Genomic DNA, 24,781 nt, shown 5'->3' with positions numbered 1-24,781 from the left:
CCTTCGAATCACTCTTATTTGCTTCAGGAATCCTTCTTATTATCTTCGGCATCCCAGTTGAGGACACCGGTTTTCACCGCTTCCTCGTATCGGGAGATCTTGTAGTTAAGCCTGTCCATAGTGGCCTGATACTTGTCTAAATTCTTCTGTAACTCCGCACGCGCTTCCATCAAAAGATCTCGTCTTGCTGCGATCGTAGAATCACCCTGCTGAAAAAGCTTTACATACTCAATCAGCATTTCTACCGGAACCCCGGCATTTCTCATACAGACAGCATTCTCTACCCATTTCAGATCATCATCAGAATAATCTCTGATGCCACCTTTGGTTCTTCTGACTTCCGGAATGACACCTGCGCGCTCATAGTAGCGCAACGTGTCCGGAGAAAGGTTGAATTTTTCGCAAACTTCTTTTATCGTCATCGTCATCACCTTCTTTACAGTGTACCGCTTGCTCTGTATTCTATAGCTGCACTATACTCCTTGGAGTTAACTCCAAGTCAAGTACTATTTTGAAATTAATTTAGCGAACACTCTGTCCTTGAGCATAAAAAATCAGTCTCTCACTTCAGGCCGTGATATATCGTCACTTACCTGGATATACATCTTTTCATCGCCGCGGACTATTTCATACTGCCACTTCCGAAATTGAAATTTTTTAAAGTTTCGCACCTGTGTCCGCAGTTTGCTCTGAATTGTTCTGCTTGTCAATGTGAGAAGGCCCTTCGGCCTGTTTCAGTATAAGCCACAAATGATAAAGTCCTGATGTACAAGCAGGACCACGATGGCATCGCCTTCAAATCCGAGTCACCATTGAAATCAAAGCATAAAACAAGGCTCCCCGCCGCCGAAGCATTTGCCGGTAGTGAGGAGCCTTTTTATTCTACTTCCTATTTTCTGCTTTTCTAATATAATTGGACGATCAACTCCACACACCTATCGATACCAAGTTCACCACTGTCGAGGCATATATGATAGTTTTGAGCATGTCCCCATTTCATATCTGTATAAAAACGATGATACGCAGCCCTGCGTATATCTTTTTCCTTCAAACGCTGTTCAGGACTTTCTTCACGCTCACCATACTCTCTAACGATACGCTCAGCCCTTAAAATAGCGTGTAACCATCAGCTGGATTTACGCCAATGGCTACACGCTTAACTGTGTCGTAACGATATTCTTTTTCCGTCCGGATAATCGCCAACGGGACTTGTGTTGTACTGCTTAATGATTTTGACCATAACAGAACCATCTGACTGACTCGTTTCATTTCGCTTTACCTCCTCTTCGTCATATAAAAAAACGTGCGGATTTCCAACCGGATTTACGCAGTTGAAACGCCACACGTTGTTTTTATATTATAACTAGATTTTCACCCAAAATCAAAAGGGCTTTTTTAAGATTCCAAAAGCTAACCAGGCATTGAATTATTTCGTCACTTGTACTATATTGCGAACATGATAAAGAAATATTGGAAATTAGTACTGCTGACTGCAGCAGCAATTGGTTTTATTATGGTCCTGGATCTATGTACGAAGAACGGCATCTCTGATCAATGGATGAGTTTTCTGGGAGGCTTTATCGGCGGCATCATGACTCTTTCTGGTGTTGTTATGACAATTGAAGAACAGCATAAAGAAGAGCGTGAAGAACGCCGCATAGCCAATATGCCAGTTCTGTCCTTTGATGTTATGAATGCCTCAGATACGAATGGTGATAGAATATTAACCATTCTGGAAAACAAGAGGCTATCAACATCCGCGTTTATTCAAATCGATGGAAAAGGTTGCTTGTCAAAGATCCCACACTTCTTGATGATCAGCACAAATAAACCAGCATTCAATCTGATCATTGACAGCCTGGCAGTGAATGGTAAAGAAATCCCTAAAGATAAATCCTTTGCTCCTATGGCAGAAATGGTTGATAAAAACCATCACATCGAACTACAGATCGACAGTAAAATATTATTCAACAACTCAATCAACAGTTTCTGGCTGCTGCGATTCCGTTATGAAGACATCTTTCATATGGAATACTATCAGGACGTGCCTCTCATATATGAAGAGATTATGAAAGACATTACAACTGAGCAGCACATTGAATTACGTGATATCAAAGCTCCCGTCTTAATGAAAGATGCTCAGCCCATTGAAGAAGCCTGTAAAGAATACCAGGACTATGTCGTCTTCTGTAAGAAAGGAGAAAAGTAATCATGTCTGACATTTTCAAGATGATAAAGGATTCTGGGCAAAATTATCAGGACATTCTTCAATTAGATGGGGCATTTTATGCTTGCCACCGCCTTTATGGTAAACACCCAATCTTTCACACAGCATCAGATCAGGGAAAAAAGGTACCTGATTCTTGTGGTGAAGCAACCCCTGCACCAGTGCCCTTCTCTATTGGAGAAGCAAGAAGGACTGATGGCACAAAGACTCATACAAATGATCAAGCAGAGCAACGCTTATGCCAACGCTTATGGCAACAATACTGGTATGAGAACATTGAAGCCTTTCGAATCTTGACTGAAAGTCTGCCACAATCAATTGTCACAGCATATGTTGGAAGACAATCTATCGAAACAGGATTCAAGTATTTACTGAAGAAACAGCATGCGGTCTTTAAGAAAAACCATGACTTAGGATACTTGGCAGATATCTTGTTTCAAACTTACCACTTATCTGATGTTTCCTACATGGAGTATGTTGACAGTTTCTGCCACTCATACTGCAACAATATTGAAGGCAATAATTCAGAATATTTCAGATACCCTGAATACAAGAACGACAGAACATTTGCTGGAACAAATCTTGATATCCAATGGCTGTCATATAACTTTGCATTGATTCTGCTAAAGCTGCAGCACCTCGACAATGAGAACAAACCAGCCTCTCACTGGATGTGAAAGACTGATATGTACCATCAGCTATGAAGTTTTCAGTTTGACAAACCGGAATTCTTGTTCTTCGCTCATTTGTGTGATTGATTCTTCATTCCGCCGCTCTCCTAAAGCCTTTACTCATGCTTCAGCAGCCAATCTGATAAATTATGAATCCTGATGCCTTCATAGTCATAGGTCTCATGCCTGGTATTCGCCAGAATAAGCTTGGGATACGCATCTTTGATCTTAAGCAGGGGATCATACTCACGTTCAAAGGTCTCCGGCCGTGATATATCGTCACTTACCTGGATATACATCTTTTCATCGCCGCGGACTGCAACAAAATCCACTTCTTTCTGATACAGCTTTCCAACGTAAACCTCGAAGCCACGCCGCATCAGTTCGATGCAGACAATATTTTCATACATACGACCATAATCAAGATTCCGTCTGCCAAGTCTGGCAAAGCGTATGCCGGTATCGCTCAGATAGTATTTCACAGAAGTCTTCAGATATTTCTTTCCGCGAATGTCATATCGGCGTACTCCATAGAAAACATACGCATCGCACAGATATTTAATATAGTTTCCGACAGTCTTATGATTGGTTGCAACCGCATTTGCCGTCAGTATATCACTGATATTGTTGGGGGATGTCAGATTAGATACATTATCCATCATGAACTCTGCCAGATGCTCCAGCATCGTTGTGTCCGGCAGATGATATTTCGTGACCAGATCCCGGTTGATGATCGTATCGTAAACGTCTCTGATATAGTTTGTCCGATCTCTCTCCGTACGGTATTCATAGGAGCCCGCCAGACCGCCCTTGATCACATATTCATCAAAGAGCTTTGCTTTGTCCTGTTCCTCTGCATAGTAGCGGCAGAATTCCGCAAAGCTGAACGGGAAAACATGGATCTCAATATAGCGCCCTGTAAACAGCGTCGTCAGATCGGAGCCTAGAAGGAACGCGTTGGAACCGGTGATATAGAGATCATATTTCCGGGAAGAATGCAGGCTGTTGATCGCAAGCTCAAATCTATCGCACAGCTGCACTTCATCCACGAATACATAGTTCTGTTTTCCGGCAGCATAATGGCTTTCAATGTAATCATACAGAGCATGATATTCCTTTAATCCTTCGTATTTCAGATCAAAGAAATCCACAAAGATAATATTGGCCTCTGGCTGCATCTCGCTGATTCTGCGGATATAAGCTTTCATCAATTCAGACTTGCCGCTGCGGCGCACTCCGGTAATGATCTTGATATCCGGGGTCCCCATAAGATCAAGAAGCCGCTGCATGTATTCTGGTCTTTCAATATATTTCATACTGACACTTCCGAAATTGAAATTTTTTTAAAGTTTCGCACCTATGTTCGTAGTTTACTCTGAATTGCAATGCTTGTCAATGTGAGAAGGCCCTTCGGCCTGTTTCAGGAGTGTTTTCAGGCGTCCTGCAAAACCTGCAGTTTCTAAACTATACATACTTTTCCTTTCCGCCTGATGCGGAGAGCGGAAGAATACACCTGCATGCAGTACGATTTGAAATCTTCAGCGTCTGACAAGGGCGCAAAAGGTAAGATACCAATACTGCTTTCCCTGAAAACGGAAAAGACGAAAAGATCAATTTGAGCACATTCCGGCATAGGGCAGTCTTTATGATATGCAAAAAATCAGAACTTTCTGTACATCCTGCAACTTGTTATACAATGTCTTGATCATCTTTTTTCTGCTGCTCTTCTATAAGCCTGTCGAACAATGCACTGATTTGAAAAGCCGCATCTTTAGCGATCTCCTCCGGTGCACGGTTCTCCATACCTACTTCAACTACAAACAATCTGTCTGATTCATCTGCTTTTCTCACTGCCATAATAAATTTCTCCTCGCATCACTGAATCTATCCAGATCCGCTGCCATGCTCACGACCTCATCCGGAAGATTCATCCTACCATGTGCCGATTATCTTATGTATCAGAAGATCGTTTCTTTACCAAGCAGGAAATCCAGTACATTGATATGACGAATACCGTTTTCATCCGTAAATGACGCCGGAATATCCCGACGCATAACGATTTTCTCAAAGAAATCATTCGTCAGTCGCAGAGAGTCCAGTTCACTGGTTGTCTTTTCTGTGTGAGACATTTCATAGGCGGATTGGATATATGCCTTTTTGTCTCCCTGATTGACAACAAAATCAATTTCCTTTTGCACCTTCTGATCTTTTCGCCTGTCGAGGACGACTCCAACATCAACAGAATATCCCCGCATAATCAGTTCATTGTACAGGATGTTTTCCATGATATGACCAGGATCAAATTGCCGGAAATTAACTCGCGCATTACGGAGTCCGATATCTGTGTAATAATATTTGTTCGGATACTGAAAATATCTTTTCCCCTTGATATCCCAGCGCTTTGCTTCGCTGATCAGAAAGGCATTCTTCAGGTATTCCAGGTAACTTGAAACAGTTTTAGGGCTGATATTCGCTCTTCTTGTACTGTTCAGTGTGTTTGCAATATTGGTAGGATTTGTCAGAGAACTGACAGATGACGCAAGAAAGTCCAGGATATCAGAAAGTACATCAGAGCGTTCAATTCCCTCACGCTCAATGATATCCTTGATATATACCTCATTAAAAAGCTGTGCTAAATAGTCTTTTCGCTGTCGGTCTTCCTTCAGATTCAGAAGGTATGGCATCCCGCCATAAAGCATATAGCGGTCAAATGCATCTCTTTTATCTCCACCCACAGCGGCAAAGAACTCCCTGAAAGAAAGAGGATATACATGGATCTGCGAAGAGCGGCCGCGAAATTCTGTCACGATGTCGCTTGACAGCATCCTGGAATTGCTTCCTGTGACATACACATCAAGATTTTTGTATCCTCGCAGCTCATTCAGCATGTCATAGATTGTTACCTTTTCGCCGGGCAGATCCGGATCGGGAACGGATACAGACAGTTGAATTTCATCGATAAAGAGATAGTACTGTTGTGCGCTGTTTTGTATCTTTGCCTCGACCATACTGCTGAGAGCAATCGGGCTGCGGTATTTTACATCTTTGCGTTTATCAAGTTCGATTGTAATGATGTTCTCGGCGCTCGTCCCCTGTGACAGCAGATAGTCACGAAACAGTTCGAATAAAAGAACGGACTTTCCGCACCGCCGGATCCCGGTAATAACTTTGATCTGACCATCCCACATATAGGAAACAAGTTGTTGAAGATAAAGATCACGTTGTATCATCGGCGCCTCCTGATATTACGCACTTAGGCCGTAATCGTCTTAAAATCGTAATTAAAGTATAACCCGTTGAGTCCTGCCGCTCAACATGAAATTACGCACTTGGGACGTAAGTGGCATAAGATAGTAATCAAATATAACACCAGGTCGATCGAAGCCGACAGATATTGAACATTCGTTTATCTTAAGTACAGAAGTTCCAGAGATGTTTTTTCTGTCCGCGTTCCACCGAATTTAATCAGTAGTGAGGAGCCTTGGTCTGTCTTATTCTTCTTTTGTCAGCACTTTCTTCTGCCAGCTGCGTTTTCCGCATTTAGGGCATTTCATGTATCTCGTCCGTCCCATATGCATAGCAAGATTTGTCTGCCAGTATGTAGGAACATATCTGTGATGGCAATTCTGGCATTCATAGTATCCGGCCTTTTGCTCAATTCCCACAGCGATAAAAGCGACCGTAAATATCATCACGAGAGCGAATACGATTAGTACGATTCTCAGCCAGACTGGCATCTCTATAAATGATGCCACAAATACCATGACCAGTCCATAAATGACGGCTGGAAACGCAATCCAGTATTCTGTCCTGAGCATTTGCCGGTTCTTTTCTTCGACCTCTCGCCTCATCGCCAGCAGGTTTTCTTCTGCCCGTTTGTCATATGCTTCTGCCATAATTCTTTCGCCCGACAGGAGTTCATTGACAGTTATTTTCAGAAGTTCACAAAGATCCAGCATAATCCCGGAATCCGGCATAGACTTTCCGGTCTCCCATTTTGATATCGCCCGGTCACTGATTCCGAGCTTCCCGGCAAGGACTGCCTGAGTCATGCCCTGTTCCTTCCTGCAGGATGCTATGAATTTTCCAATTTTCATTTGATCCATATCGGGCACCTCCTTTCATGGCTCAAGCATAGCCGGTATCATCGTATTATTACACGAACCATAAGTTGATTTCCTGCAACTCTACCGCTGGTTGAGTCTGGAAAATGTGCTCCCTGTTGCCGATGATGACAGTGTTGGAGCCCTTTTCCTGTCCTAAAGTGCATCCTTTGGGCAATTACCAGTGAAATGGCGGTTCATACTCATTCATGAATGGCACTTCTTCCATATCTGCCTGCTGCCAAATCCGTCTTTCTTGAAATCTGAATTCAGACAGGTGATCTCTGACGGCACGATCTTCAAAAGCCACATAGGCTCTTTGAGTTTCGTCAATGCTTCCATCGGTATCTTTCTGAACTCCGCGACATTCTTATATTCATCGGAGAACAGCTCGACTAACTCCACTGTTCCTTCGATCTGCAGTGACTTAAGTCCGCCAAAGGAAGCGCTCGTCTCGAAGACCGCTGCCGCGATATGCTTATTCTCCTTCAAGGCTTTGAACTTAAGCCCGCCTTCGGTGAAGATCCAAAGTGCTCCGTTATACCAACTGTACTCAAGCGGCGTGCAGCGAATAAAATCCTTCGTGGCAGTCGCCAGGGCAAGAACCTTATGAGATGATAAGAATTCGTCTATCCAGCTATACAGAGTATCAGCATCTAGCTTCTTTTCGGTTTCATCTTTTCGAGTCCAGAAGGACTCAGCCTGTGCGTACTGTTCGTCTGTCATTTATTCTTCCTCCTTCAATAAATCCGCTTGTCCAGATTCTTGTTCTGTTTCTTCGCCAGTTTCAGATCCTTCGTGAACTGGTTTGTAAACTTTACCTGCAGACGATTGGGCATAGCTGTGCTGAAGTTTTGCGTCAAGCTCCGCATCTGACATCACATCCAATGTTCTTGGCTCTGACGGAACAGTCAGTGAGAACGGAATGCCATGACGATAAATGATCTGGCGGTACAGGGAGTTAATGACAACAGAGACAGGGACTCCAAGCTTCTGCAGGATGTCTTCTGCTTCATTTTTTACATCGGTTTCAACACGAGCGCTTACTGTTGAATCTTTCATATGATTGCACCTCCTGCTTCATATATTGTAATTTGCTGTCTTGCTGATTGCAATGCAAGCTATATGGACTGTTCCATTTTGCCTTATAGTTTCCATGTCCGACGGTAAATAGCAACCCGAGAATTATCTGTCACGTCAACATTCATAGGACATTATAGATTTTATGTAAAATATAGTTGACAAAAAGTAATGAGCAAGATATTATAATGATGTCAAATAAATGTGACATCTTGTAAATAACAAACGACATAAAGTGATCAGCTTGGGGCCGGCCTGGTTGCAGGGCCTGGAATCGTAATTATTGTAGGCATTGAGAAATACTAAAAGAGAAAGGACAATAAAGAGAACTAGCCGGAACAAGAGAGAAAAGCAGTAAACAATATTAAGTAAAAGTTTTATAGAAAGAAAAGATGGAGGTAATCGTTATGGATGCATACAGAATTGGATTGATGAGTGGTTTCCTTGGAGTACTTGTATTACTGGTAGTTGTGATGTTGCTGAAGAGAAAGAGACAGGGCGGTGCTACTTATGATGAGCGCCAGGCAGCCATCAGAGGACGTGGTTACAAATACGCATATGTTACGGCAGGCTTACTTACATTTGTATATGCAATCTTCTTTGAAGGTATTGCAGAACGCTATATCGAGCCGGGGCTGGTTCTGGTAGCGATTCTCTTCCTGTCCGGACTTGTACTTTCAGGCTACTGCATCTTCAAGGATGCATACTGGGGATACAACCAGCATAGACATAAGGGCATGATCGTCTGCTGGGGAGCGCTGGTTGTTTTCTTTCTTGCCCAGGCAATCAGTAAGATCCTGGATGGAAAAGTGATCGAGAATGGTAGAATTAGTTTCGATGGTGGACTTCCTTTTGTAATGGTAGCCTTCTTCCTCGTTTTCCTCTGCATGCAGGGCCTTAAGCTTATCATCGATAAGAGAGACGCAGAATAAGCTGCGAGAGAAAGGAAGATCCGTATGAAGAATCTAAAGCTAAAATCAGCTCGAGCAGCCAAGGACCTGTCCCAGCAGCAGCTCGCGGATCTGGTTGGGGTTAGCCGCCAGACCATCAATGCGGTTGAAAAGGGAGATTACAATCCTACCATTCAACTCTGCATCAGTATCTGCAAGGCACTGGATAAGACTTTGAATGATCTCTTCTGGGACTGACAATGCAGTTTCTGTTTATGATAGCATAGGAATTCTATTTTTGTAATCATATGTTTTCATCTGATTATATTTATGCTATAATGAATTCAGAAAAGGAGGTGTATAGTATGGCAAATACACTCATTCAGTTTCGTGCAGATGAAACAGAAAGAGCCGAGGCCACCAGTATTCTTCAGCAGCTTGGGTTGGATATGCCTTCCTATCTCAGGATGTGTCTGTCCCGGCTGGTCAGTGAAAAGGGAATCCCATTCAGCATGACCCTCAAACAGGCACCGGTGAATAAAGGAATTGAGGCAATGAAGCGAGCCAGCCGGATCGCGGAAGAAAACGGCATTTCAGACATAACGCTTGATGAAATCAATGCTGAAATCGCAGAAGCCCGAAAGTGAGGCGCCTGTGAAATATTACGCTGTCATTGACACGAACGTGCTGGTTTCCGCCGCCCTTAAGTGGAAATCCGTACCAGGAAGCATCATTGATCTTGCCTTCAACGACATCATCGTACTACTGGTGAACAAGGAAATCCTGAAGGAATATCAAACCGTTCTGCTTCGGCCAAAGTTCCACCTGACAGAAGAAATTGTCCAGGACAATTTGGACGAAATAAACGCACATGCTGTCAGCATTTCAGAAGAGCCTGTTGACATTGATCTTCCAGATCCAAAGGACCGTGTGTTCTACGAAGTCACAATGGAGGCAAGAAAAGACGAGGACACCTATCTTGTAACTGGAAATATCAAGCATTTCCCATCAAAGCCATTCGTCGTAACACCAAGACAAATGCTGGACTTGATTCTCGAAGGTATAAATGAAAACAACTGATCGATCACCCTATCGGAAAGCATCTGTCCCTACTCGGATAGGTGCTTTTCTTATGCTACAGGAAGGCGACAGGCTATTCGAATATATACAAAGACCGTTCTGAAGAGGAAGCCATCAACACGATGGGCTCCAAAGGAAAGTTCTGATCGCCATCATGGCAAGCCTCACCCAAAGGATCTGATCCTGAATAGAAGTCCACATTACGCAAAACTCGCTTTCGTTTTATTTGCTATGCGCACTAACAAGAGCATGACGGGCACCTCCGTCAGAACGCCTACAGTGGTGGCGAGAGCCGCGGGACTTGTCGTGCCAAAGAGTGCAATCGCCACAGCTACCGCAAGTTCAAAGAAATTTGATGCGCCGATCATCCCGGCAGGAGCCGCAATATCGTGCGGTAATTTCAGCAGCTTACATGCTCCGTAAGCAATAAAGAAGATTAAAAATGTCTGAATGGTCAGCGGCACCGCGATCAGCACAATATGAAGCGGATTAGACAGAATCACCTCTGCCTGTGAACTGAAAATAATAACCAGCGTCAGCAGCAGACCTATTGTTGTGGCATTGTCGAACTTGTGGACAAATGTGCTCTCAAAGTAATCCGCACCTCTTTGCTTCGTGACTGTTATCCGCGTGAGGATGCCGCCCACAAGCGGAATCACAACGAACAGAAAAATGCTGACGAACAAAGTACTGTAGGGAACAACCACATTGGAAACACCCAAAAGGAATTTTACAATCGGAACAAATGCTACCAGAATAATAAGGTCATTGGTGGCCACCTGCACGACCGTATAAGCAGGATTTCCTTTTGTAAGCGTACTCCATACAAACACCATCGCTGTACATGGAGCAGCTCCTAAAAGCACAGCTCCGGCAAGATACTCCTTTGCCAGTCCCGGAGATATGAAGGCTTTGAATACGACAAACAAAAACAGGTAAGCAATTCCATACATAGTGAAAGGCTTGATCAGCCAGTTTGTCACCCATGTGACCAGAAGTCCCTTTGGATTCTTCCCAATCTGTTTTACGCTCTGAAAATCTACTTTCATCATCATAGGGTAGATCATGACCCAGATGAGAACAGCGATAGGAATCGAAATTCCGGAAATCTGAAATCGACCGAGCGTATTAGGAATAGCCGGGATAAAATGCCCAATCAGTACTCCTATAGCCATGCAGAGCAGTACCCACACAGAAAGATAACGCTGAAATGTATTTATGCCTTTGCTTTGATTGCTCATGACTTCGCCTCCATTAGTTTTATATATTGAAATGCATCTATGTTTATGACCTTTATATAGGCAGTCCCAAGGGACTGCCTATGTAAATGAAAGATATTGATTATTCCTTTTTCTTGCATCCGCAGGATACGCTCTCGTCCGCTTCGCAGTCACATCTTGCGTAGGAACCGATCATGTCCCGGAACTCCCTGACCCCGTCTGCGGAGATGGAGTAATGCATCCATTTTCCCTCTTTGTAGTAATCAACAAGGCCGCTGTCTGCAAGAATTTTCATGTGGTGCGAAAGAGTCGGCTGTGTGATATTCAGTTCCCTCAGCAAATCACATCCGCACTTCTCCCCATGCTGGAGAGCAAGCATGATCGCAAGACGGTTTTCATCTGTGAGCGCCTTTATTTTTTTGACGTCTTCTCTGAATCCCATGATTTTCACCTCCGAGAGATGTACATATTATATCGAATACATTCATAGTTGTCAATGCGTGAATGCAATATTGTTTAAAAATCTTGTCGCCTCTGATGGTAGTGTGGAAGCTTTTTCCAACATCTATCTCGCAGCCACAACTCCCCAGCATCTAACTCGGCAACTCAACATAGTGACATCTATCGTAGCAACTCAACCCTCGCACTATTTGACCTGATTTGCCTTTAAATCAGTTGCCGAGAAGCGTTCTGTCTGCCCGATGCCAAATTTGACCGACTGCCCGAAAACGCAGTATTAGCGGGCTTTCGCAGCTATTTTCCTTCGACCTTTGACATCAAACAGACCGTCTTCACGTGCCCCGAGACAGTAAGGAACATAATCACATCGGTTCTTGCTGTCTGGAAATTGGTCAAAGCGGGGACATCTGTTCGGGAATTTGTCAGAAATATGATGTTGCTCCATTACCTTCAATGATATCAGCGACTTTGCAAAACACATTAAACTGGAAGTTATCGATCTGACTTTAATAATGCGTAGATGCTCACATCGCAGACACCCTGATTATTTACAGCCGCGCTTCTTAGGGTACCTTCATACTTCATTCCGCATTTTTTCATAACCAGTCCTGAATGAGGATTATTTACATCGTGTTTTGCCTGGACGCGATTCGCACCGACCTGATCGAACATAAAATTAATTACTGCACTCAACGCTTCCGAAGTTATTCCACGGTTCCACCACGGTCTGCCAATGCAGTAACCGATTTCTGCCATCTGCGTTTTTTCATTGATTGATACAACAGATATTGAACCAATCGGTTCGTTGAGATTTTTCGGCACAATTGCCCACTGATAAAAGTCCGGCTTTTCATAGGACGCAGTCCATTCATTCAATATATGAATTGCGGTATCCAAACTGGTATAAGCAGGCCATGTCAGAAACTTTGTAACCTCTTTGTCTGATGCCCAATTCTGAAACATGGCCTCTGCATCTTCGACCATAAATTCTCTTAACAACAGCCTTTTCGTTTCTATCGTATAGGTTCCACAATGATTCATGTCTAATCCTCTAACTTTCGATTTATATCTTGGAATACGTATCTTGTCTTCTTCCAAGTGGCTTTGAAATCAGTAGCTATTATATTCATTTCTCGTCAGCACAATTTCGTTACTTAGTATATCATATCGTCGTCCGGCTCTATCGTTATGCCCTTGATACAATCTGCCATAGCTCATCATCTTCTGAAAATTGTCATGAAAAAAGCACCGGCTCATCACCGATGCTCAACACGATTTTTACCTTATTTCAGAAACTCTCCCGGAGAAACAATTCGCGGATCTGCAATTCCTGACTCAAGAAAGTCTTTATCTCCAGTCAAAATCACATCGGCTCCTGATGCAACTGCCGCCCTGAAGATTGGACGATCCTTTTCATCCCGGATTTTCTGTTCATCTGCTATTTCTGATTCTGGAACCTTTACGATTGTGACTGTTGTCATTAGCATAGACAGAAATGTATTTAGCACGGATATCTTTTCCGGCATTTTCCTCTTAAATACTTTCTTCAGTTCATCAATATTAATCTCGCATACAATCGCATCATTGGGTTCTGTTAGTGCCTTGTAAAGAGCTCTTGCAGGTGTGCTTCCGGGAAAAAGTGCGGCTGAGAACAGGACGTTGCTATCAATAAATACCTTCATCCTCAATCCTCATCTCTGATAGACTTCATCAGATCGTTAACGTCCTGCTCCGATTCAAGCCCCAGCTTTTCCGCTTCACCTTTAAGCTGATCCTGCAAGTATTTCATTGCAAAAACAGCTGAGTTCACAACAGTAACCTTTCCATGATCAACCACAAATGTCACACGATCCCCACTATCAACGCCCAGAACTTCTCTGACATCTTTGGGTATTGTCACCTGTCCTTTCGACATTACCTTAGCATCATCCGTAAAAGTGCTCTTATCTAATATTGCTTCCATAATGTTCGCCTCCTTCCACGAAAGTAGGGTATTCCCTACTTTTATTATAACGAAGGCTGTCAAATTATCAAGCACTCTCACACTTTTTAAGCTAATTTGCCCTTCGATAAGTTACCGAGAAGCATTTGGTCTGCCCGATGTTAAATTTCTCCGATTGTCCGAAAATCGCAGTATACTTAAGCTTTCGCGGCTATTTTTCCTCGATCCTTGACTTCAATGCTACTGTCTCAACATGCAACGAGACAGTGAGAAACATAATCACGTAGGTTCTTGCTGTCTGGAAATTGGTCAAGGCAGGGACATGCTGTTCGGGAATTTGTCAGAAATATGATGTTGCTCCATTACCTTCAATTATATCAGCGACATTGCAATACACATTGAACTGGAATTTGACTTTCCTATTTTCTTAAAATCTCATGTGGAGCTTCTATTTCATTTGCCAAGGTATGCTCTGTTAATTCTGACATCAATTTCAATTTTTTATTAATCAATGGTCGCATACAATTAGGAACATGTTCCTGATGCGCTCTGTGGATCGCTACACATTCCTTACAGTTTCCGTGATAACGACAGGCTTTCAGGCAAGGACAGTGATCTTTGTCTTTATACTCCTTACGAAATTCCGCTGCAAATTCTTCTTGCAGTCTCAGTCCCTCGACACGGTTTCCCTTATGAAATTCTACCATTGCATCCAGTTCTTTCTGGTTCCCTTCAATCTTCATGTTATTATAGCGCCTCCATTTCAACTATTCCTCATTCTCTGATAAATCCTGATTTCTTTGGCTCTACAAACTTGAGTTATCAATTATGATTTTTTTGATCTCATCGCAAGAAAAGTTGGTATGTTCAGATCATGCAGACGTCCTTCTCCATTCGTGTCCTCGTAGAGGCTCATAAGAGTAAAACCCGCCTCAAGCTGTCCATTAATCTGTTCCTCGAGGGTGTGCGAAAACTGCATCCCGGCATCATCTCTTTCGAGTTGTTTTCTATAATCTTCATTTTCCGTTGGATCAAATGGCAAACTATTGATAATCTCACACTCGTTTTCATCAACGACATAATTGATATAATGATCGACTCCGGATAAGAGAAGGCCGCCTTTTTTTAGAACTCGCCAGCATTCTTTCCAGATTCCTTTTACATCTTTTACGTAGCAGTTTGATACCGGATGGAAAACCAAATCAAATGCCTCATCTTCAAATGGTAGTGTCTTTGTCATGTCTCCGCGAATGATATGAATATCGTAGCCTTCACGCTCAGCAACATACCTCTCGCTTTCCAGCTGTTTCACAGAGTAATCTAGGACTGTGCAATCTGCTCCAAGCGCAGCAAAAACAGGCATTTGCTGTCCACCCCCACTCGCCAGACCAAGAACTTTTTTCCCTGTCAGGTCGCCAAACCACTCATGAGGTACTTTTTTCGTAGGGGTCAACACCACGTCCCAGATACCATGCCTGGCCTTGATGTATTCCTCATGACTGATCGGTTGTCCCCATTCCCAGCCTTCTTCTACCCATCGATCAATAGTTTCTGCATTTATTTTCTGGTAATCCATCTGTTCCTCTCCGATAAATTCTAGCTTACCTATCACTACAAACTGGAATTTGCATATAGCTTCCCGTTTACAGCTTATACTGCATAAAGTTATCATTATGCACAAAGCCATATGCGGTATACAACTTCACACCCATTTCAGAAGCTGTAATCTGAACTGTGCCGCAGCCATATGATTTTGCCTCATTTACAACTCTATCAAGGAGTTCTTTCGCAATACCCCGCCGTCTGTATGCCGGATTCGTAAACATACTTGACAATAACCCTATTCTGCCAGAAGGACATCCAAAATACGGAGGCTTTTCCACAAACGACATACCGCTGGTTCCAATGATTGTATCTCCATCAAATGCTAACCATGAGACAAAAGTTCCGTCTGCCATATGTCTGCTGTAATAATCCATCAGAGCCGGCGCCAAATCGATATCCTCTTTAGCCCCTTCTTCTCTCAACTGCTCTATCCGCATTTGAATATATACTTCCAGATCAGAGGTAGTTAGCTTTTTATAAACGATTTCCATTTGTAACCCCCCCCCAAAAAAAATCCCGATTTATATCTTGGAATACGTATCTTGTCTTCTTCCAAGTGGCTTTGAAATCAGTGGCAATTATATTCATTTCTCATCAGCACAATTTCGTTACTTAGTATATCATGTTTGGAATTCGTAAAAAACAGAAAAGCCCTCCCACAGTCACGCCAGACCAACTTTCACATTTTTTCTATAAGAAAATGCGGCACCAGCCTCTCTTCTCAGAAAGACGGATGCCGCAGAAATGGCTTAAACACGGGCTTTTTCAGCCCTCTTTCAATTTGTTCTTGTTAGCAGAGCCACTGTCTCGACGTGCCCCGAGACAGTTGAAAATATAATCACGCTGCCTGACTGTTTGCGGGAACATGTCAATAATTCGCCTCTGTTTGCGGAAACATATCTAAAACTCAGGCATCAAATGAGGAAACATATCTAAAGGAATCAAGGCGACAAACTGGAAGTTGTCAATTACTCTTTGCCTCAGCGTAACGTTCCTTTCCCCACCAATTCGGCATAAGTTCTTTTAATGTTACGGTTTCTCTTTTTTCATAATCGACCATGATTTCCATATCTTCGTTCGCTTCATTTAATTGATAAAAGAATTCCTGACAAGCGCCACATGGCATACCGCTCCCACCTCCGTTTGGTGCACTGTCGCGGAACGCCATAAATCTTTTCATTTTTGTCTGACCACTGTTAGCATACATATTCAGTGCGGCGAGTCTATCGGCACAAATATTCATCACTCCGCAGCAGCTTTCAATGCAGAATCCCGTATAGATATCTCCGTTTTCAGCTTCTATTGCACAAACTACATTATGCGCATATATAAAGGGAGATACTTCCTCTGGATGGTATTGCTCTTTCGCCTTTTCATACATTCTTTCCCAAATATCCATTTAATTTTCCTCCACAAATTCTGATTTGTTAAACTCTTTAGCGACTCCATCTTCTTATCCTTCAGACAAGAAGCATCCCTCGCTCTAAAGGGCTCGGTCAATTCCGATTTTCACTACCGACCCACTTCTTTGCGTGGAAGTTTATCAAATATAACCATCTGATATTTTCTATAGACTCATTTAGGCCCAATGTTAGTTTAATATGGTAGCATTATCTTGCCAACAGGAAAAGCCGCCCCGGAATCCCGAGACGGCATGAAATATTTTCATTCTTAAATTATGATGTCCTCTTTTGCTTCACCCTTCACCATGATGGTGAGCTTGGCAGGGAAGACCCTGATCTCCTCTATGAAGTTTCGCACCAGCTGCTCATCATAGGCGAGCACCTTATCCTTTGCTTTCTCGACGGATTCCCGCAAAGCAGCAACCCGTTCTTCGTCGCGCTTCCGTTCCGACTTTGTGGTCTCAATCTCGTTTTTTCTTTCTCTGAGCTGCTGGATCTGTTCAGCAAGCTCCGTTGTATTCTTTCCGGCCTTGACCCGGGAAAGAACCTGCTGCTGAAGCTCGGCCAGTTTGGAATTGATGTCGGCAAGTACAATATCCGTGTTTCCTGTGGTCAATTCCTGCACATCCGAGCATATGTCGTTGTATATTCTGTCCTCATCAAGGATCAGATCCTGTACCGCTTTGACGACAGCTTTCTGAAGATCGGCTTCTCTTATCGTTCTGGAATGACAGCCGCTTTTTTTGCCCTTTTGCAGGCGTGATCTGCATCTCCACACAAGTACTTTCTCCCCTTTCAGGATCCAGTGTGTTCGCTGAAATGACGCACCGCATTCACCGCAGATCACCTTGCCACTCATAGCAATATGGCTACAATATTTCTCATTCAGCTTTCCTTCTCGGCGGAGTTCAGAACGTCGTGTCATTTCAGCCTGGACTTCGAAGAACAGCTCCTTCGGTATTATCGCGGGATGATCGTCTTTGACATAGTACTGTGGCAAGTGGTCGACGTTCTTTACTCTTTTCTTCTGCAGCGTATCAATTGTGACGGTTTTCTGGAGCAGCGCATCTCCTATGTACTTCTCGTTGGAAAGGATTTTCTGTACAGTTGTTCCGTACCATTTTGTTTTCCCGTCCCCGGTTTTAATACCATCATGCTCGAGCCCTTTTGCAATGCTGATGGTGCTTCCGCCCTCAAGATACTCACGATAAATTCTTTTCACTACTTCCGCCTCTTCAGGTACGATCTCCAGCTTTCCATCCTCACCTTTTGTATATCCTAGAAATCTATTGTAGTTCACATTTACTTTGCCCCGTTGAAATCTGTACTGGTATCCCAGCTTTACGTTCTGCGATAAGGATTCACTCTCCTGCTGCGCCAGCGATGAAAGGATCGTCAGAAGGACCTCTCCATTTGCGTCGAGAGTATTGATACCTTCCTTCTCGAAATAAATACCGATGTTCTTTGTTCTGAGCTTCCGCACCGTCTGCAGGCAATCAACCGTATTTCTGGCGAATCGGCTGATCGATTTCGTGCGGATCATATCAATCTTCCCAGCCATCGCGTCATCAATCATCTGATTGAACTGATCACGCTTCTTGGTGTTTGTGGCGCTGATCCCATCGTCGGCATAAATCCCAGCCGACACCCATGCCGGATTCTTCTGTAATTCCTCTTTAAAGTGCTTAACCTGGGCATCGTAGCTTTCTTCCTGTTCGTCAGAATCCGTGGAAACCCGGCAGTATGCTGCTACGTGAATCTTCTTCTCATTTTCCTTTACCACCCGGTTCCCGATTTTCTTTCTGGCCGGAATGATGATAACCTCTGGTGCGTTTGCCATTATTCCTTCACCTCAATTCTTTCATATACATAAGCTGCTCTCGCAACTGGATCCTTCGGAAGTTCATCGTCCTTGTAATCCAGAAAGCGAAACTTGGTCCCGGGCATAATCTCCGTGGTCCTGATTGCAGGTCTCTTTTTCTTCTTCCGTTTTGCCTGAACCTCATCAAAGGTCTTTCCATCAATGATTTCCGGATAGAAGTCATCGCCTTTGTATCTGGGATTCTTGAGCATAAGAGACATGAATGGATGATTCTTTTGAATTCCCGAATCCCTAAGTGCCTGTGCTAAATTGCCATTCTTTGCGAATGAAGCAAAAGCAGCCCTCACCCGATCGGCCTCTCTGGGCTCAATGACCGGCTCTCCATTTTCGATCCGATAGCCATAAAGCACTGATCTCATTTCAATTCCTCCTTCAGCTCGAGTCCGCAGCTCAACCGGAACCCGATCATATTTCTCGAATACACGGCGATCTCATCAACGAACTCCAGAAATGCATTCTCGTCCATCTCTCTCGTGATGTTGTGGTCTCTCAGGTATCTGAGAAGTCGTCCCGCCTCGGTAGTGAATTTGTAGTTATTTGAAATGGCCATCGTCAGCGATGCCTTTTTCGATCCGAGGTCGTTCTTCTTATCGTTCAGGTCGGCAAGCTCTTTCTGGCATGTTGAAGGGTCGAGCACCCCATCAGCTGCAAGCTGCATAATGGCGGCCTGCTGCTTAAGGAGAGCCGAATACGCAGCATCGATCTCAGCGACTTCTTTATCCGCGTTCTCTGTATCGAGGTTTTCAAGATTTTTAATGTAGGGCTCCAGCACCTGACGTCGTGCAAAGATGAGCTTATTCATCATCGTCGTAAACGCTGCTCGGATCTTACTGTCTTCTAGCACCTTGAGCGGGCACTTATCTTTATCTCGAATGTGAGTAGGACAAGCCCATGCATCATAAAGTCCACTCTTTCTGCCGCTGCGCACAACATGCTTCAGGTGAGCTCCACAATGCAGGCATATCATTTTTCCAGTAAAAAGATGATTAGATTGATAGAAGCCGGTTCTATCCTGAATTTTTCTCTCCTTCTTCCTTTGCCCAATCAGGTGCTGTACTTTTTCAAAATTCTCCCGGGTGATGATCGGCTCATGCGTATTCTTCAGATAGTATTGTTCTACCTCACCGTGATTGTAATGATGATTGTATTCTTCATCCGTGAAGGTCTTCATGTAGAGCGTGTCTCCGATATACCGCTCATTATGAAGCATGCCTCGTATGTTAGATGCGTTCCACATTTTCCCATTTCTAGGGGTCTTGATTCCGAGTTCATTCAGCTTCTTGGCAATTTTATAGGATCCCATTCCGTCAAGAGCCATGCAAAAGACCATCCTTACTATCTCTGCCTGCTCCTTATTGACGACCAACTTCCCGTCATCGATGTCGTACCCATAAGGAGGGGTCCCCTGTTTATAGGTGCCACTCTTCATTCGGACTCTGATTCCCCATTTTTCGTTTGTGGAAATGCTCCTCGACTCGCTCTCTGCAAGGCTGCTCATGACTGCCAGCAAGAACTCGCTGCCCATCGTCTGTGTGTTGATGTTCTCCTTTTCAAAGTAGATTCCTACACCGCAGGCTGAAAGCTCCCGTGTCATATTCAGACAGTCGATCTTGTTCCGACTGAATCTTGAAATGCTTTTTGTCAGAATAAAATCAATCTTGCCCTGCCGTGCATCTTCAAGCATCTTTGTCAGCGCCTCTCTTCTCTCAGTCGAGGTGCCGCTGACTGCTTCGTCGTAATAAAGTCCGGCGAACTCCCACGCGGGGTTGCTTTTGATATAGTCCTCGTAGTGTTCCCTTTGTGCCGTCATGCTTTCTTCCTGTTCAACGGAGCCTGTTGAAACTCTGCAGTAAGCAGCCACCTTCAGTTTTTTCTTATTGTCCTTCTTCGAAGGATCGATCGTAATTATCGTTGCCACTGTCTCGGCCTCCTTTCTGTACGTGACATATTGGCTCTGATAGGCGATGATATCAACGAAGATCCGGCAATAAAGCGGCATAAATCGGGATATATTTTGCACGAAAGTGATGCTCACATTTGGCATATTCCTTGTCGGTAATATCTCCATTGTCTCTGAGTTCATCAAGAAGTTTGACCGCAAGACGGTAACAATAATCATTGCGGTAGTCATCGAGTGTTCTCTCTGGCGGTGTCATATCAATCGGGAGGTGTCCGCATCCAAGCTCAACAACATTATTCTTTTCATTATCCATACTGCCTCTGTCCTCCTCGTAACTATGGCAGGACTATTCCTGCAATCGTATACGGACACAAAGGCAGCATTTTTGTGTTTGGAGGCATAGCAATTTTCAAGAAGAATCAAAAATGGGCAAAAAAATAGAGGCTAGCGGCATTGCTGCCATTAGCCTAATCACCTTTCAATCAGATTAAATATTTTTTATAAATTTTAGGGGAACTCGCATCTTTCTGCATATATAGAGGTAGAAGGAGGTCATAAGAATATGACTAGTTACACAATCGAAGAACTTTATCACCAGAACGCGACTATCCTCTTCCTCATCGACATGCTGGATGACATGTACTGGGACAACGTTGAGAGACTTGCTGATTTGGGAGACCAGAAGAGTATCGATCTAATCCGTGAAGTCGAAGCCACATTATGGAAAAACATGTGGTTTAACATTCATTAAACTGCTGGTGAAATCGTCAGCCAGGACAGCGACACGGAACAAGCGTACTTGGCGTTTATCTGCAAACGGCTCAAGCTGAATTTTAGGAAGCTGTCAGTAGAAGAACGGAAGTGGCTGAAAAAGATTGCGGAAAAATCCGACTTGCTGAAGAATCCAAAACCGCAGAGAGGACGAAGATAAAAAATGCCTGAACGGCGGTTCTGGTTTTTCAGAACCACCATCCAGGCATTTTGTTTAGTAATAGAAAAAGGTGCAGTTGATTATTGCGTATTGTCAATCTCTCTCAAACCGGGTAGTAAAAATACGGCAAGCGCAACGATGATAATGCCAATTCCGCAAATGACAAACCATTTCTCAACTCCCAGCCGCTCCGCCAGAGGCCCGGAAATGACAAGGCCAAACGGCATGGCGAGGGAAGCGGCGCTTGTCAGTAGAGAAAAAACTCTCCCCAGATATTCTGGTTTGACCGTTTCTTGAAAAATCGCATTTTGCACACCGTAAAATGGAGCGGAAATTCCCATAACAGTACAGCACACAACAAAGACAAGAAATGCGTCTGGCGGCAAAAGCCCGGAGAGCATATTGCTAACGCCCATCAGGAGAACGGAAAGACCGATGGTGTACCGCCGTTTCTTAAAACCGCCCCAAATGCTCAGAATGACTCCGCCAAGCAGCATACCAACCGCAAAAGCAGTTTCAGCGGCAGAGGCATGGGCCGGTGTTCCTTTGAAGTATGACATACAGATGAGAGGAAAAAACGTACTGATTGGCATATAAAAGAACATATAAATTACACCAATCCAGAGCAGAGCAAAGAGGCCCCTGTTTTGCTTTAATACCACATACCCCTCTTTCATATCCTGTAAAAACTGTTGTCTTTTCGTTTCTGGACATAGTTCAGGCGTTGGTATGGACGAAATCGCAACAGTCACACAGGCAAGGATTGCACCCACAATATCTAACAATATAATTGCATTAAGAGGCCAAACAGCATATAAAAACGCTGCGGCAGCTGGACTGATAATCGCACTTACTGCTTGCATGGTCTGCGTGTAACCAGCGCATTTTGTAAGTTCCTCTTTTGGCACAATCATAGGTGTTGCTGCGCTGAATGCTGGAGAATGAAAAGCAGTTCCCGCACTTCGGATTAACAGGACAACCATAATAGACCATACGGGCAATTCCATGTAAAACGCCACCAGCGCCAGAATACCGCCAGCGGCGGCAATTATCAAATCCGCACCAATCATTACGCTTTTACGGCTGTGCCGGTCAACAAAAGCACCTGCAAACGGGCCTAAACAGGCTTGCGGCAAAAATCCAATCAGTGTTGCCGCCGTCAATATGATTGCAGAATTAGTTTTCGCAACCAAATAAAAGATAATGGCCATTTGCAAAATACCGCTGCTAATAAAGGATATTGCTTGTCCGGCAAGAAGTGTAAAATAAGTTTTTCTCCATGAATTGTTGTTTTGGGTCATAATGCGAACCTCCTTTTTTATTGCATTGTTCCTTTGTTTCTGCAATAAAAAGCAGGCGTTGTCCCACAGAGAGGGCAGACGCCTGCATAACAACAAAGCACGAAAAAACACCACGATACAGTTCAAAGACTGCTCGTGTCAAACCTACGTGTTCCTTTGCATACGCACGCAAAAAAAGCCCACCATTATGTGGAAAGGTACTTCTACTTTTTATTGCTTATTAGCGTACACAAATTAACACACGTAAGCCTCCTTCCAATCTCAAACTGTCGCGCAGTATAACACACATCCGATAGACTTGTCAACCATTTTTAACCTTGCCTAAAATGCCCCTAAAATGAAAATTTAAATTCCACTTTATAAAACAGAAATAGAATTAACTCCTTCACATGTGGAATTTAATCTTTCATACCAGAACCTTGAAAACCACATATTTTTCATTTATCCTTCTTCCGTTGCTCTGGTGACGGTAAAGGAGGAATAATGTCAAGATTAATCCCAGGCAACCAGAAACATCTGACATTGGATGACCGTTTTTATATTGAAAAATCACTGGATCAGGGGCTGTCCTTTCTGGATATCTCCAAGTATCTTTGCAAGGATCCATCGACCATCTCAAAGGAGATCCGGCTGAACCGTATCCCGCATGGCTGGAACAGAGGAAGCTTTGATAACCCTTATAACTTCTGCGTTCATCGATTCGATTGCAGGAAGAAGAATGCTTGTAAAAAGGTCATCGTCTGTGACAGATTCTGTCGGTCCTGCAGCAAATGCAACAGTGTCTGTTCCTGCTTTGAAAGGGAGAAATGCAGGCGTCTGAACAGGGCTCCCTATGTGTGCAACGGATGCCCGAAGAGCCGAAACCGATGTCAGATATCCAGCAAGTATGACTACAATGCCAAAGCCGCTCAGCGGAAGTATGAGGAGCGCCGTTCAGAATCAAGAGCCGGCGTAAACATGACCAAAAGCCAGATGGAAAAGATGAATCAAATCATATGTCCACTTATTGAGCAGGGACAGTCTCCCTACATGATCCTGACAAATCATCCGGAGCTTGGCATCTCTGTAAAAACCTTATACCGCTACATTGACATGGAACTGTTCGACAGTAGAAACATCGACCTGAAAAGGAAAACAAAGTTCAAGCCAAGGAAATGCCATAAGTCACAGATCGTAAACCGTGAAGTCTTCCAGGGACGCACCTATGAGGATTTCCTCAAGCTCGATCTGCCCCTTTCAGATTTTAGAGAGATGGATACGGTTGTGTCTGCTCAAGGGTCTTACAAATGCATCCTGACGCTTTATTTCCCGGATACGGAACTCTTTCTGGCTTATCTGATCCATCGGAAGACTCCAGGGGCTGTCAAAGCCATTTTTGAAAGGCTTCAGGGCTCTCTTGGAGGCGCATATGACTTCCAATCGCTCTTCCCCGTGATCCTGACAGACCGGGGCGTTGAGTTCGGAGATCCGGTTCATCTGGAGACAGACCCTTCCGGTATGCAGCGTACCAGCATTTACTACTGTGATCCGATGAGAAGCAATCAGAAGGCAGGCATTGAAAATGTACATACCATGCTCCGCATGATCCTTCCCAAAGGGACCGTGTTTGAGTTCCTGACGCAGTGGCACATACGGAAAGCGGTAAACAACATCAACTCCGCGCCCAGAGCGGCGCTGGATGGAGATACACCCTATCATCTCGCCTTAAAAAAATACGGCCCCGAGATCCTCGAGGCCCTGCAACTAAAAGAGATACCGGCAGATCAGGTGACGCTATCGCCTGCACTGCTTAAGTAATAACTTCATAGAAGACCGTCACCGGGGGATACCAACTTTTAAAAACGACTTCCGGCCTGTGGAATTTAGTCTGTCATACTGAAATTTCAGAGGCCTGTTTGGTGTGCCTGGATTTAAGGGACTTCGATGAAATGTAGCCACATTATACCATGCTGTCTCATAGATTCCTCAAAAAAATTTGAAAAAATATGCAGTTTTTAAGGTGCGATGGAATTTAGTTCTGCATACGGAATTTAACTTTTCAATTCACGATTTGATTATATTTTTTGATATCTATAAGCTTTTCAAAA

General features: G+C 43.8%; 31 protein-coding genes and 1 pseudogene. 9 read left to right on the top strand and 23 right to left on the bottom strand.

Going from position 1 to position 24,781, the window contains the following annotated elements:
* Window positions 1–23 precede the first annotated feature (23 nt).
* The 3 genes from ACKX2L_RS04260 to ACKX2L_RS04250 all read right to left on the bottom strand — a co-directional run bounded on the left by ACKX2L_RS04260 (window position 24) and on the right by ACKX2L_RS04250 (window position 1,269).
* Window positions 24–422 (bottom strand): MerR family transcriptional regulator, encoded by a 399-nt coding sequence (locus ACKX2L_RS04260; RefSeq protein ID WP_497552680.1) that lies wholly within the window; start codon window positions 420–422, stop codon window positions 24–26.
* A gap of 482 nt (window positions 423–904) precedes the next feature.
* Window positions 905–1,096: a cytidylate kinase family protein gene (locus ACKX2L_RS04255; protein WP_497552691.1), complete on the bottom strand. Its 192-nt coding sequence runs from the start codon at window positions 1,094–1,096 to the stop codon at window positions 905–907.
* An 11-nt stretch (window positions 1,097–1,107) separates the two neighbouring features.
* Window positions 1,108–1,269: a hypothetical protein gene (locus ACKX2L_RS04250; protein ID WP_497552679.1), complete on the bottom strand. Its 162-nt coding sequence runs from the start codon at window positions 1,267–1,269 to the stop codon at window positions 1,108–1,110.
* A gap of 187 nt (window positions 1,270–1,456) precedes the next feature.
* On the opposite strand from ACKX2L_RS04250, the gene ACKX2L_RS04245 reads away from it, so the two are divergent.
* Window positions 1,457–2,209: a hypothetical protein gene (locus tag ACKX2L_RS04245; RefSeq protein ID WP_497552678.1), complete on the top strand. Its 753-nt coding sequence runs from the start codon at window positions 1,457–1,459 to the stop codon at window positions 2,207–2,209.
* 2 nt (window positions 2,210–2,211) lie between these two features.
* Window positions 2,212–2,904, top strand: a complete 693-nt coding sequence (locus ACKX2L_RS04240; protein ID WP_497552677.1) for a hypothetical protein — start codon at window positions 2,212–2,214, stop codon at window positions 2,902–2,904.
* Between the two features lie 110 nt (window positions 2,905–3,014).
* Here ACKX2L_RS04240 and ACKX2L_RS04235 read toward each other — a convergent pair whose 3' ends face one another.
* The 6 genes from ACKX2L_RS04235 to ACKX2L_RS04210 all read right to left on the bottom strand — a co-directional run bounded on the left by ACKX2L_RS04235 (window position 3,015) and on the right by ACKX2L_RS04210 (window position 8,063).
* Window positions 3,015–4,214: an ATP-binding protein gene (locus tag ACKX2L_RS04235; protein ID WP_497552676.1), complete on the bottom strand. Its 1,200-nt coding sequence runs from the start codon at window positions 4,212–4,214 to the stop codon at window positions 3,015–3,017.
* A 373-nt stretch (window positions 4,215–4,587) separates the two neighbouring features.
* On the bottom strand, window positions 4,588–4,755 hold the full coding sequence (locus ACKX2L_RS04230; RefSeq protein WP_021850830.1) for a hypothetical protein: 168 nt from the start codon (window positions 4,753–4,755) through the stop codon (window positions 4,588–4,590).
* 101 nt (window positions 4,756–4,856) lie between these two features.
* Window positions 4,857–6,128, bottom strand: coding sequence for an ATP-binding protein (locus tag ACKX2L_RS04225; RefSeq protein ID WP_497552675.1), 1,272 nt, complete (start codon window positions 6,126–6,128; stop codon window positions 4,857–4,859).
* Between the two features lie 261 nt (window positions 6,129–6,389).
* Window positions 6,390–7,004, bottom strand: coding sequence for a helix-turn-helix domain-containing protein (locus tag ACKX2L_RS04220; RefSeq protein ID WP_497550186.1), 615 nt, complete (start codon window positions 7,002–7,004; stop codon window positions 6,390–6,392).
* Between the two features lie 204 nt (window positions 7,005–7,208).
* Window positions 7,209–7,727 carry a pyridoxamine 5'-phosphate oxidase family protein gene (locus ACKX2L_RS04215; RefSeq protein ID WP_497552674.1) on the bottom strand — a complete coding sequence of 173 codons (519 nt, stop codon included), beginning with the start codon at window positions 7,725–7,727 and terminating at the stop codon, window positions 7,209–7,211.
* A complete protein-coding gene (locus ACKX2L_RS04210; RefSeq protein ID WP_497552673.1) occupies window positions 7,728–8,063 on the bottom strand; it encodes a type II toxin-antitoxin system RelB/DinJ family antitoxin in 336 nt (111 codons plus the stop codon).
* A gap of 425 nt (window positions 8,064–8,488) precedes the next feature.
* Here ACKX2L_RS04210 and ACKX2L_RS04205 point away from each other — a divergent pair, with 425 nt between their 5' ends.
* The 4 genes from ACKX2L_RS04205 (at window position 8,489) to ACKX2L_RS04190 (ending at window position 10,051) form a co-directional block, all read left to right on the top strand.
* Entirely contained in the window at window positions 8,489–9,013 is a 525-nt protein-coding gene (locus ACKX2L_RS04205; RefSeq protein ID WP_497552672.1) for a hypothetical protein, read from the top strand.
* 24 nt (window positions 9,014–9,037) lie between these two features.
* Complete coding sequence (locus tag ACKX2L_RS04200) at window positions 9,038–9,229, top strand: helix-turn-helix transcriptional regulator (RefSeq protein ID WP_497550190.1); 192 nt, start codon at window positions 9,038–9,040, stop codon at window positions 9,227–9,229.
* 107 nt (window positions 9,230–9,336) lie between these two features.
* Window positions 9,337–9,618 carry a type II toxin-antitoxin system RelB/DinJ family antitoxin gene (locus tag ACKX2L_RS04195; RefSeq protein ID WP_497552671.1) on the top strand — a complete coding sequence of 94 codons (282 nt, stop codon included), beginning with the start codon at window positions 9,337–9,339 and terminating at the stop codon, window positions 9,616–9,618.
* Between the two features lie 7 nt (window positions 9,619–9,625).
* Entirely contained in the window at window positions 9,626–10,051 is a 426-nt protein-coding gene (locus ACKX2L_RS04190; protein WP_497552670.1) for a putative toxin-antitoxin system toxin component, PIN family, read from the top strand.
* Between the two features lie 200 nt (window positions 10,052–10,251).
* Here the strand turns inward: ACKX2L_RS04190 and arsB are convergent, their stop codons facing one another.
* From arsB to ACKX2L_RS04125, 13 genes are all read right to left on the bottom strand, one after another.
* Window positions 10,252–11,292, bottom strand: coding sequence for an ACR3 family arsenite efflux transporter (arsB, locus tag ACKX2L_RS04185; protein ID WP_497552669.1), 1,041 nt, complete (start codon window positions 11,290–11,292; stop codon window positions 10,252–10,254).
* A 100-nt stretch (window positions 11,293–11,392) separates the two neighbouring features.
* Window positions 11,393–11,713 carry an ArsR/SmtB family transcription factor gene (locus ACKX2L_RS04180; RefSeq protein ID WP_497552668.1) on the bottom strand — a complete coding sequence of 107 codons (321 nt, stop codon included), beginning with the start codon at window positions 11,711–11,713 and terminating at the stop codon, window positions 11,393–11,395.
* Window positions 11,714–12,222: 509 nt separating this feature from the next.
* Complete coding sequence (locus ACKX2L_RS04175; protein WP_015450220.1) at window positions 12,223–12,771, bottom strand: GNAT family N-acetyltransferase; 549 nt, start codon at window positions 12,769–12,771, stop codon at window positions 12,223–12,225.
* A gap of 242 nt (window positions 12,772–13,013) precedes the next feature.
* The gene (locus ACKX2L_RS04170) at window positions 13,014–13,412 is read right to left on the bottom strand and encodes a putative toxin-antitoxin system toxin component, PIN family (RefSeq protein WP_497550195.1); all 399 of its coding nucleotides are present in this window, start codon (window positions 13,410–13,412) and stop codon (window positions 13,014–13,016) included.
* Window positions 13,413–13,414: 2 nt separating this feature from the next.
* Complete coding sequence (locus tag ACKX2L_RS04165; RefSeq protein ID WP_497550196.1) at window positions 13,415–13,693, bottom strand: AbrB/MazE/SpoVT family DNA-binding domain-containing protein; 279 nt, start codon at window positions 13,691–13,693, stop codon at window positions 13,415–13,417.
* 398 nt (window positions 13,694–14,091) lie between these two features.
* Window positions 14,092–14,415 carry a hypothetical protein gene (locus tag ACKX2L_RS04160; protein WP_004613237.1) on the bottom strand — a complete coding sequence of 108 codons (324 nt, stop codon included), beginning with the start codon at window positions 14,413–14,415 and terminating at the stop codon, window positions 14,092–14,094.
* A gap of 83 nt (window positions 14,416–14,498) precedes the next feature.
* Window positions 14,499–15,248 carry a class I SAM-dependent methyltransferase gene (locus tag ACKX2L_RS04155; RefSeq protein ID WP_497550198.1) on the bottom strand — a complete coding sequence of 250 codons (750 nt, stop codon included), beginning with the start codon at window positions 15,246–15,248 and terminating at the stop codon, window positions 14,499–14,501.
* Between the two features lie 67 nt (window positions 15,249–15,315).
* Window positions 15,316–15,768: a GNAT family N-acetyltransferase gene (locus ACKX2L_RS04150; protein WP_497550199.1), complete on the bottom strand. Its 453-nt coding sequence runs from the start codon at window positions 15,766–15,768 to the stop codon at window positions 15,316–15,318.
* Between the two features lie 473 nt (window positions 15,769–16,241).
* Window positions 16,242–16,676, bottom strand: coding sequence for a cytidine deaminase family protein (locus tag ACKX2L_RS04145; protein ID WP_497552667.1), 435 nt, complete (start codon window positions 16,674–16,676; stop codon window positions 16,242–16,244).
* A 272-nt stretch (window positions 16,677–16,948) separates the two neighbouring features.
* On the bottom strand, window positions 16,949–18,520 hold the full coding sequence (locus tag ACKX2L_RS04140; RefSeq protein ID WP_497552666.1) for a recombinase family protein: 1,572 nt from the start codon (window positions 18,518–18,520) through the stop codon (window positions 16,949–16,951).
* The gene (locus ACKX2L_RS04135) at window positions 18,520–18,921 is read right to left on the bottom strand and encodes a hypothetical protein (RefSeq protein ID WP_441474571.1); all 402 of its coding nucleotides are present in this window, start codon (window positions 18,919–18,921) and stop codon (window positions 18,520–18,522) included. The genes ACKX2L_RS04140 and ACKX2L_RS04135 overlap by 1 nt, the downstream gene beginning before the upstream one ends.
* The gene (locus ACKX2L_RS04130; protein ID WP_497552665.1) at window positions 18,918–20,480 is read right to left on the bottom strand and encodes a recombinase family protein; all 1,563 of its coding nucleotides are present in this window, start codon (window positions 20,478–20,480) and stop codon (window positions 18,918–18,920) included. Before ACKX2L_RS04130 ends, ACKX2L_RS04135 begins: the two co-directional genes overlap by 4 nt.
* Before the next feature lie 52 nt (window positions 20,481–20,532).
* Window positions 20,533–20,775 (bottom strand): SHOCT domain-containing protein, encoded by a 243-nt coding sequence (locus tag ACKX2L_RS04125; protein WP_497550202.1) that lies wholly within the window; start codon window positions 20,773–20,775, stop codon window positions 20,533–20,535.
* A 249-nt stretch (window positions 20,776–21,024) separates the two neighbouring features.
* On the opposite strand from ACKX2L_RS04125, the gene ACKX2L_RS04120 reads away from it, so the two are divergent.
* Both ACKX2L_RS04120 and ACKX2L_RS04115 read left to right on the top strand, forming a co-directional pair.
* A complete protein-coding gene (locus ACKX2L_RS04120) occupies window positions 21,025–21,213 on the top strand; it encodes a hypothetical protein (protein WP_441099619.1) in 189 nt (62 codons plus the stop codon).
* Window positions 21,214–21,393, top strand: a pseudogene (locus ACKX2L_RS04115) (helix-turn-helix domain-containing protein); the annotation flags it as partial.
* 80 nt (window positions 21,394–21,473) lie between these two features.
* Here the strand turns inward: ACKX2L_RS04115 and ACKX2L_RS04110 are convergent.
* Complete coding sequence (locus ACKX2L_RS04110) at window positions 21,474–22,694, bottom strand: MFS transporter (protein WP_497552664.1); 1,221 nt, start codon at window positions 22,692–22,694, stop codon at window positions 21,474–21,476.
* 483 nt (window positions 22,695–23,177) lie between these two features.
* Between ACKX2L_RS04110 and ACKX2L_RS04105 the strand changes: the two genes are divergently transcribed.
* The gene (locus ACKX2L_RS04105; protein ID WP_497550089.1) at window positions 23,178–24,491 is read left to right on the top strand and encodes an IS30 family transposase; all 1,314 of its coding nucleotides are present in this window, start codon (window positions 23,178–23,180) and stop codon (window positions 24,489–24,491) included.
* Window positions 24,492–24,781: the final 290 nt, after the last annotated feature.

It is taken from the genome of Porcibacter vitabionis, from assembly GCF_046263795.1.
Taxonomy (GTDB): Bacteria; Bacillota; Clostridia; order Lachnospirales; family Lachnospiraceae; genus Lachnocurva.
This window is presented reverse-complemented; position numbering and strand designations above follow the sequence as displayed.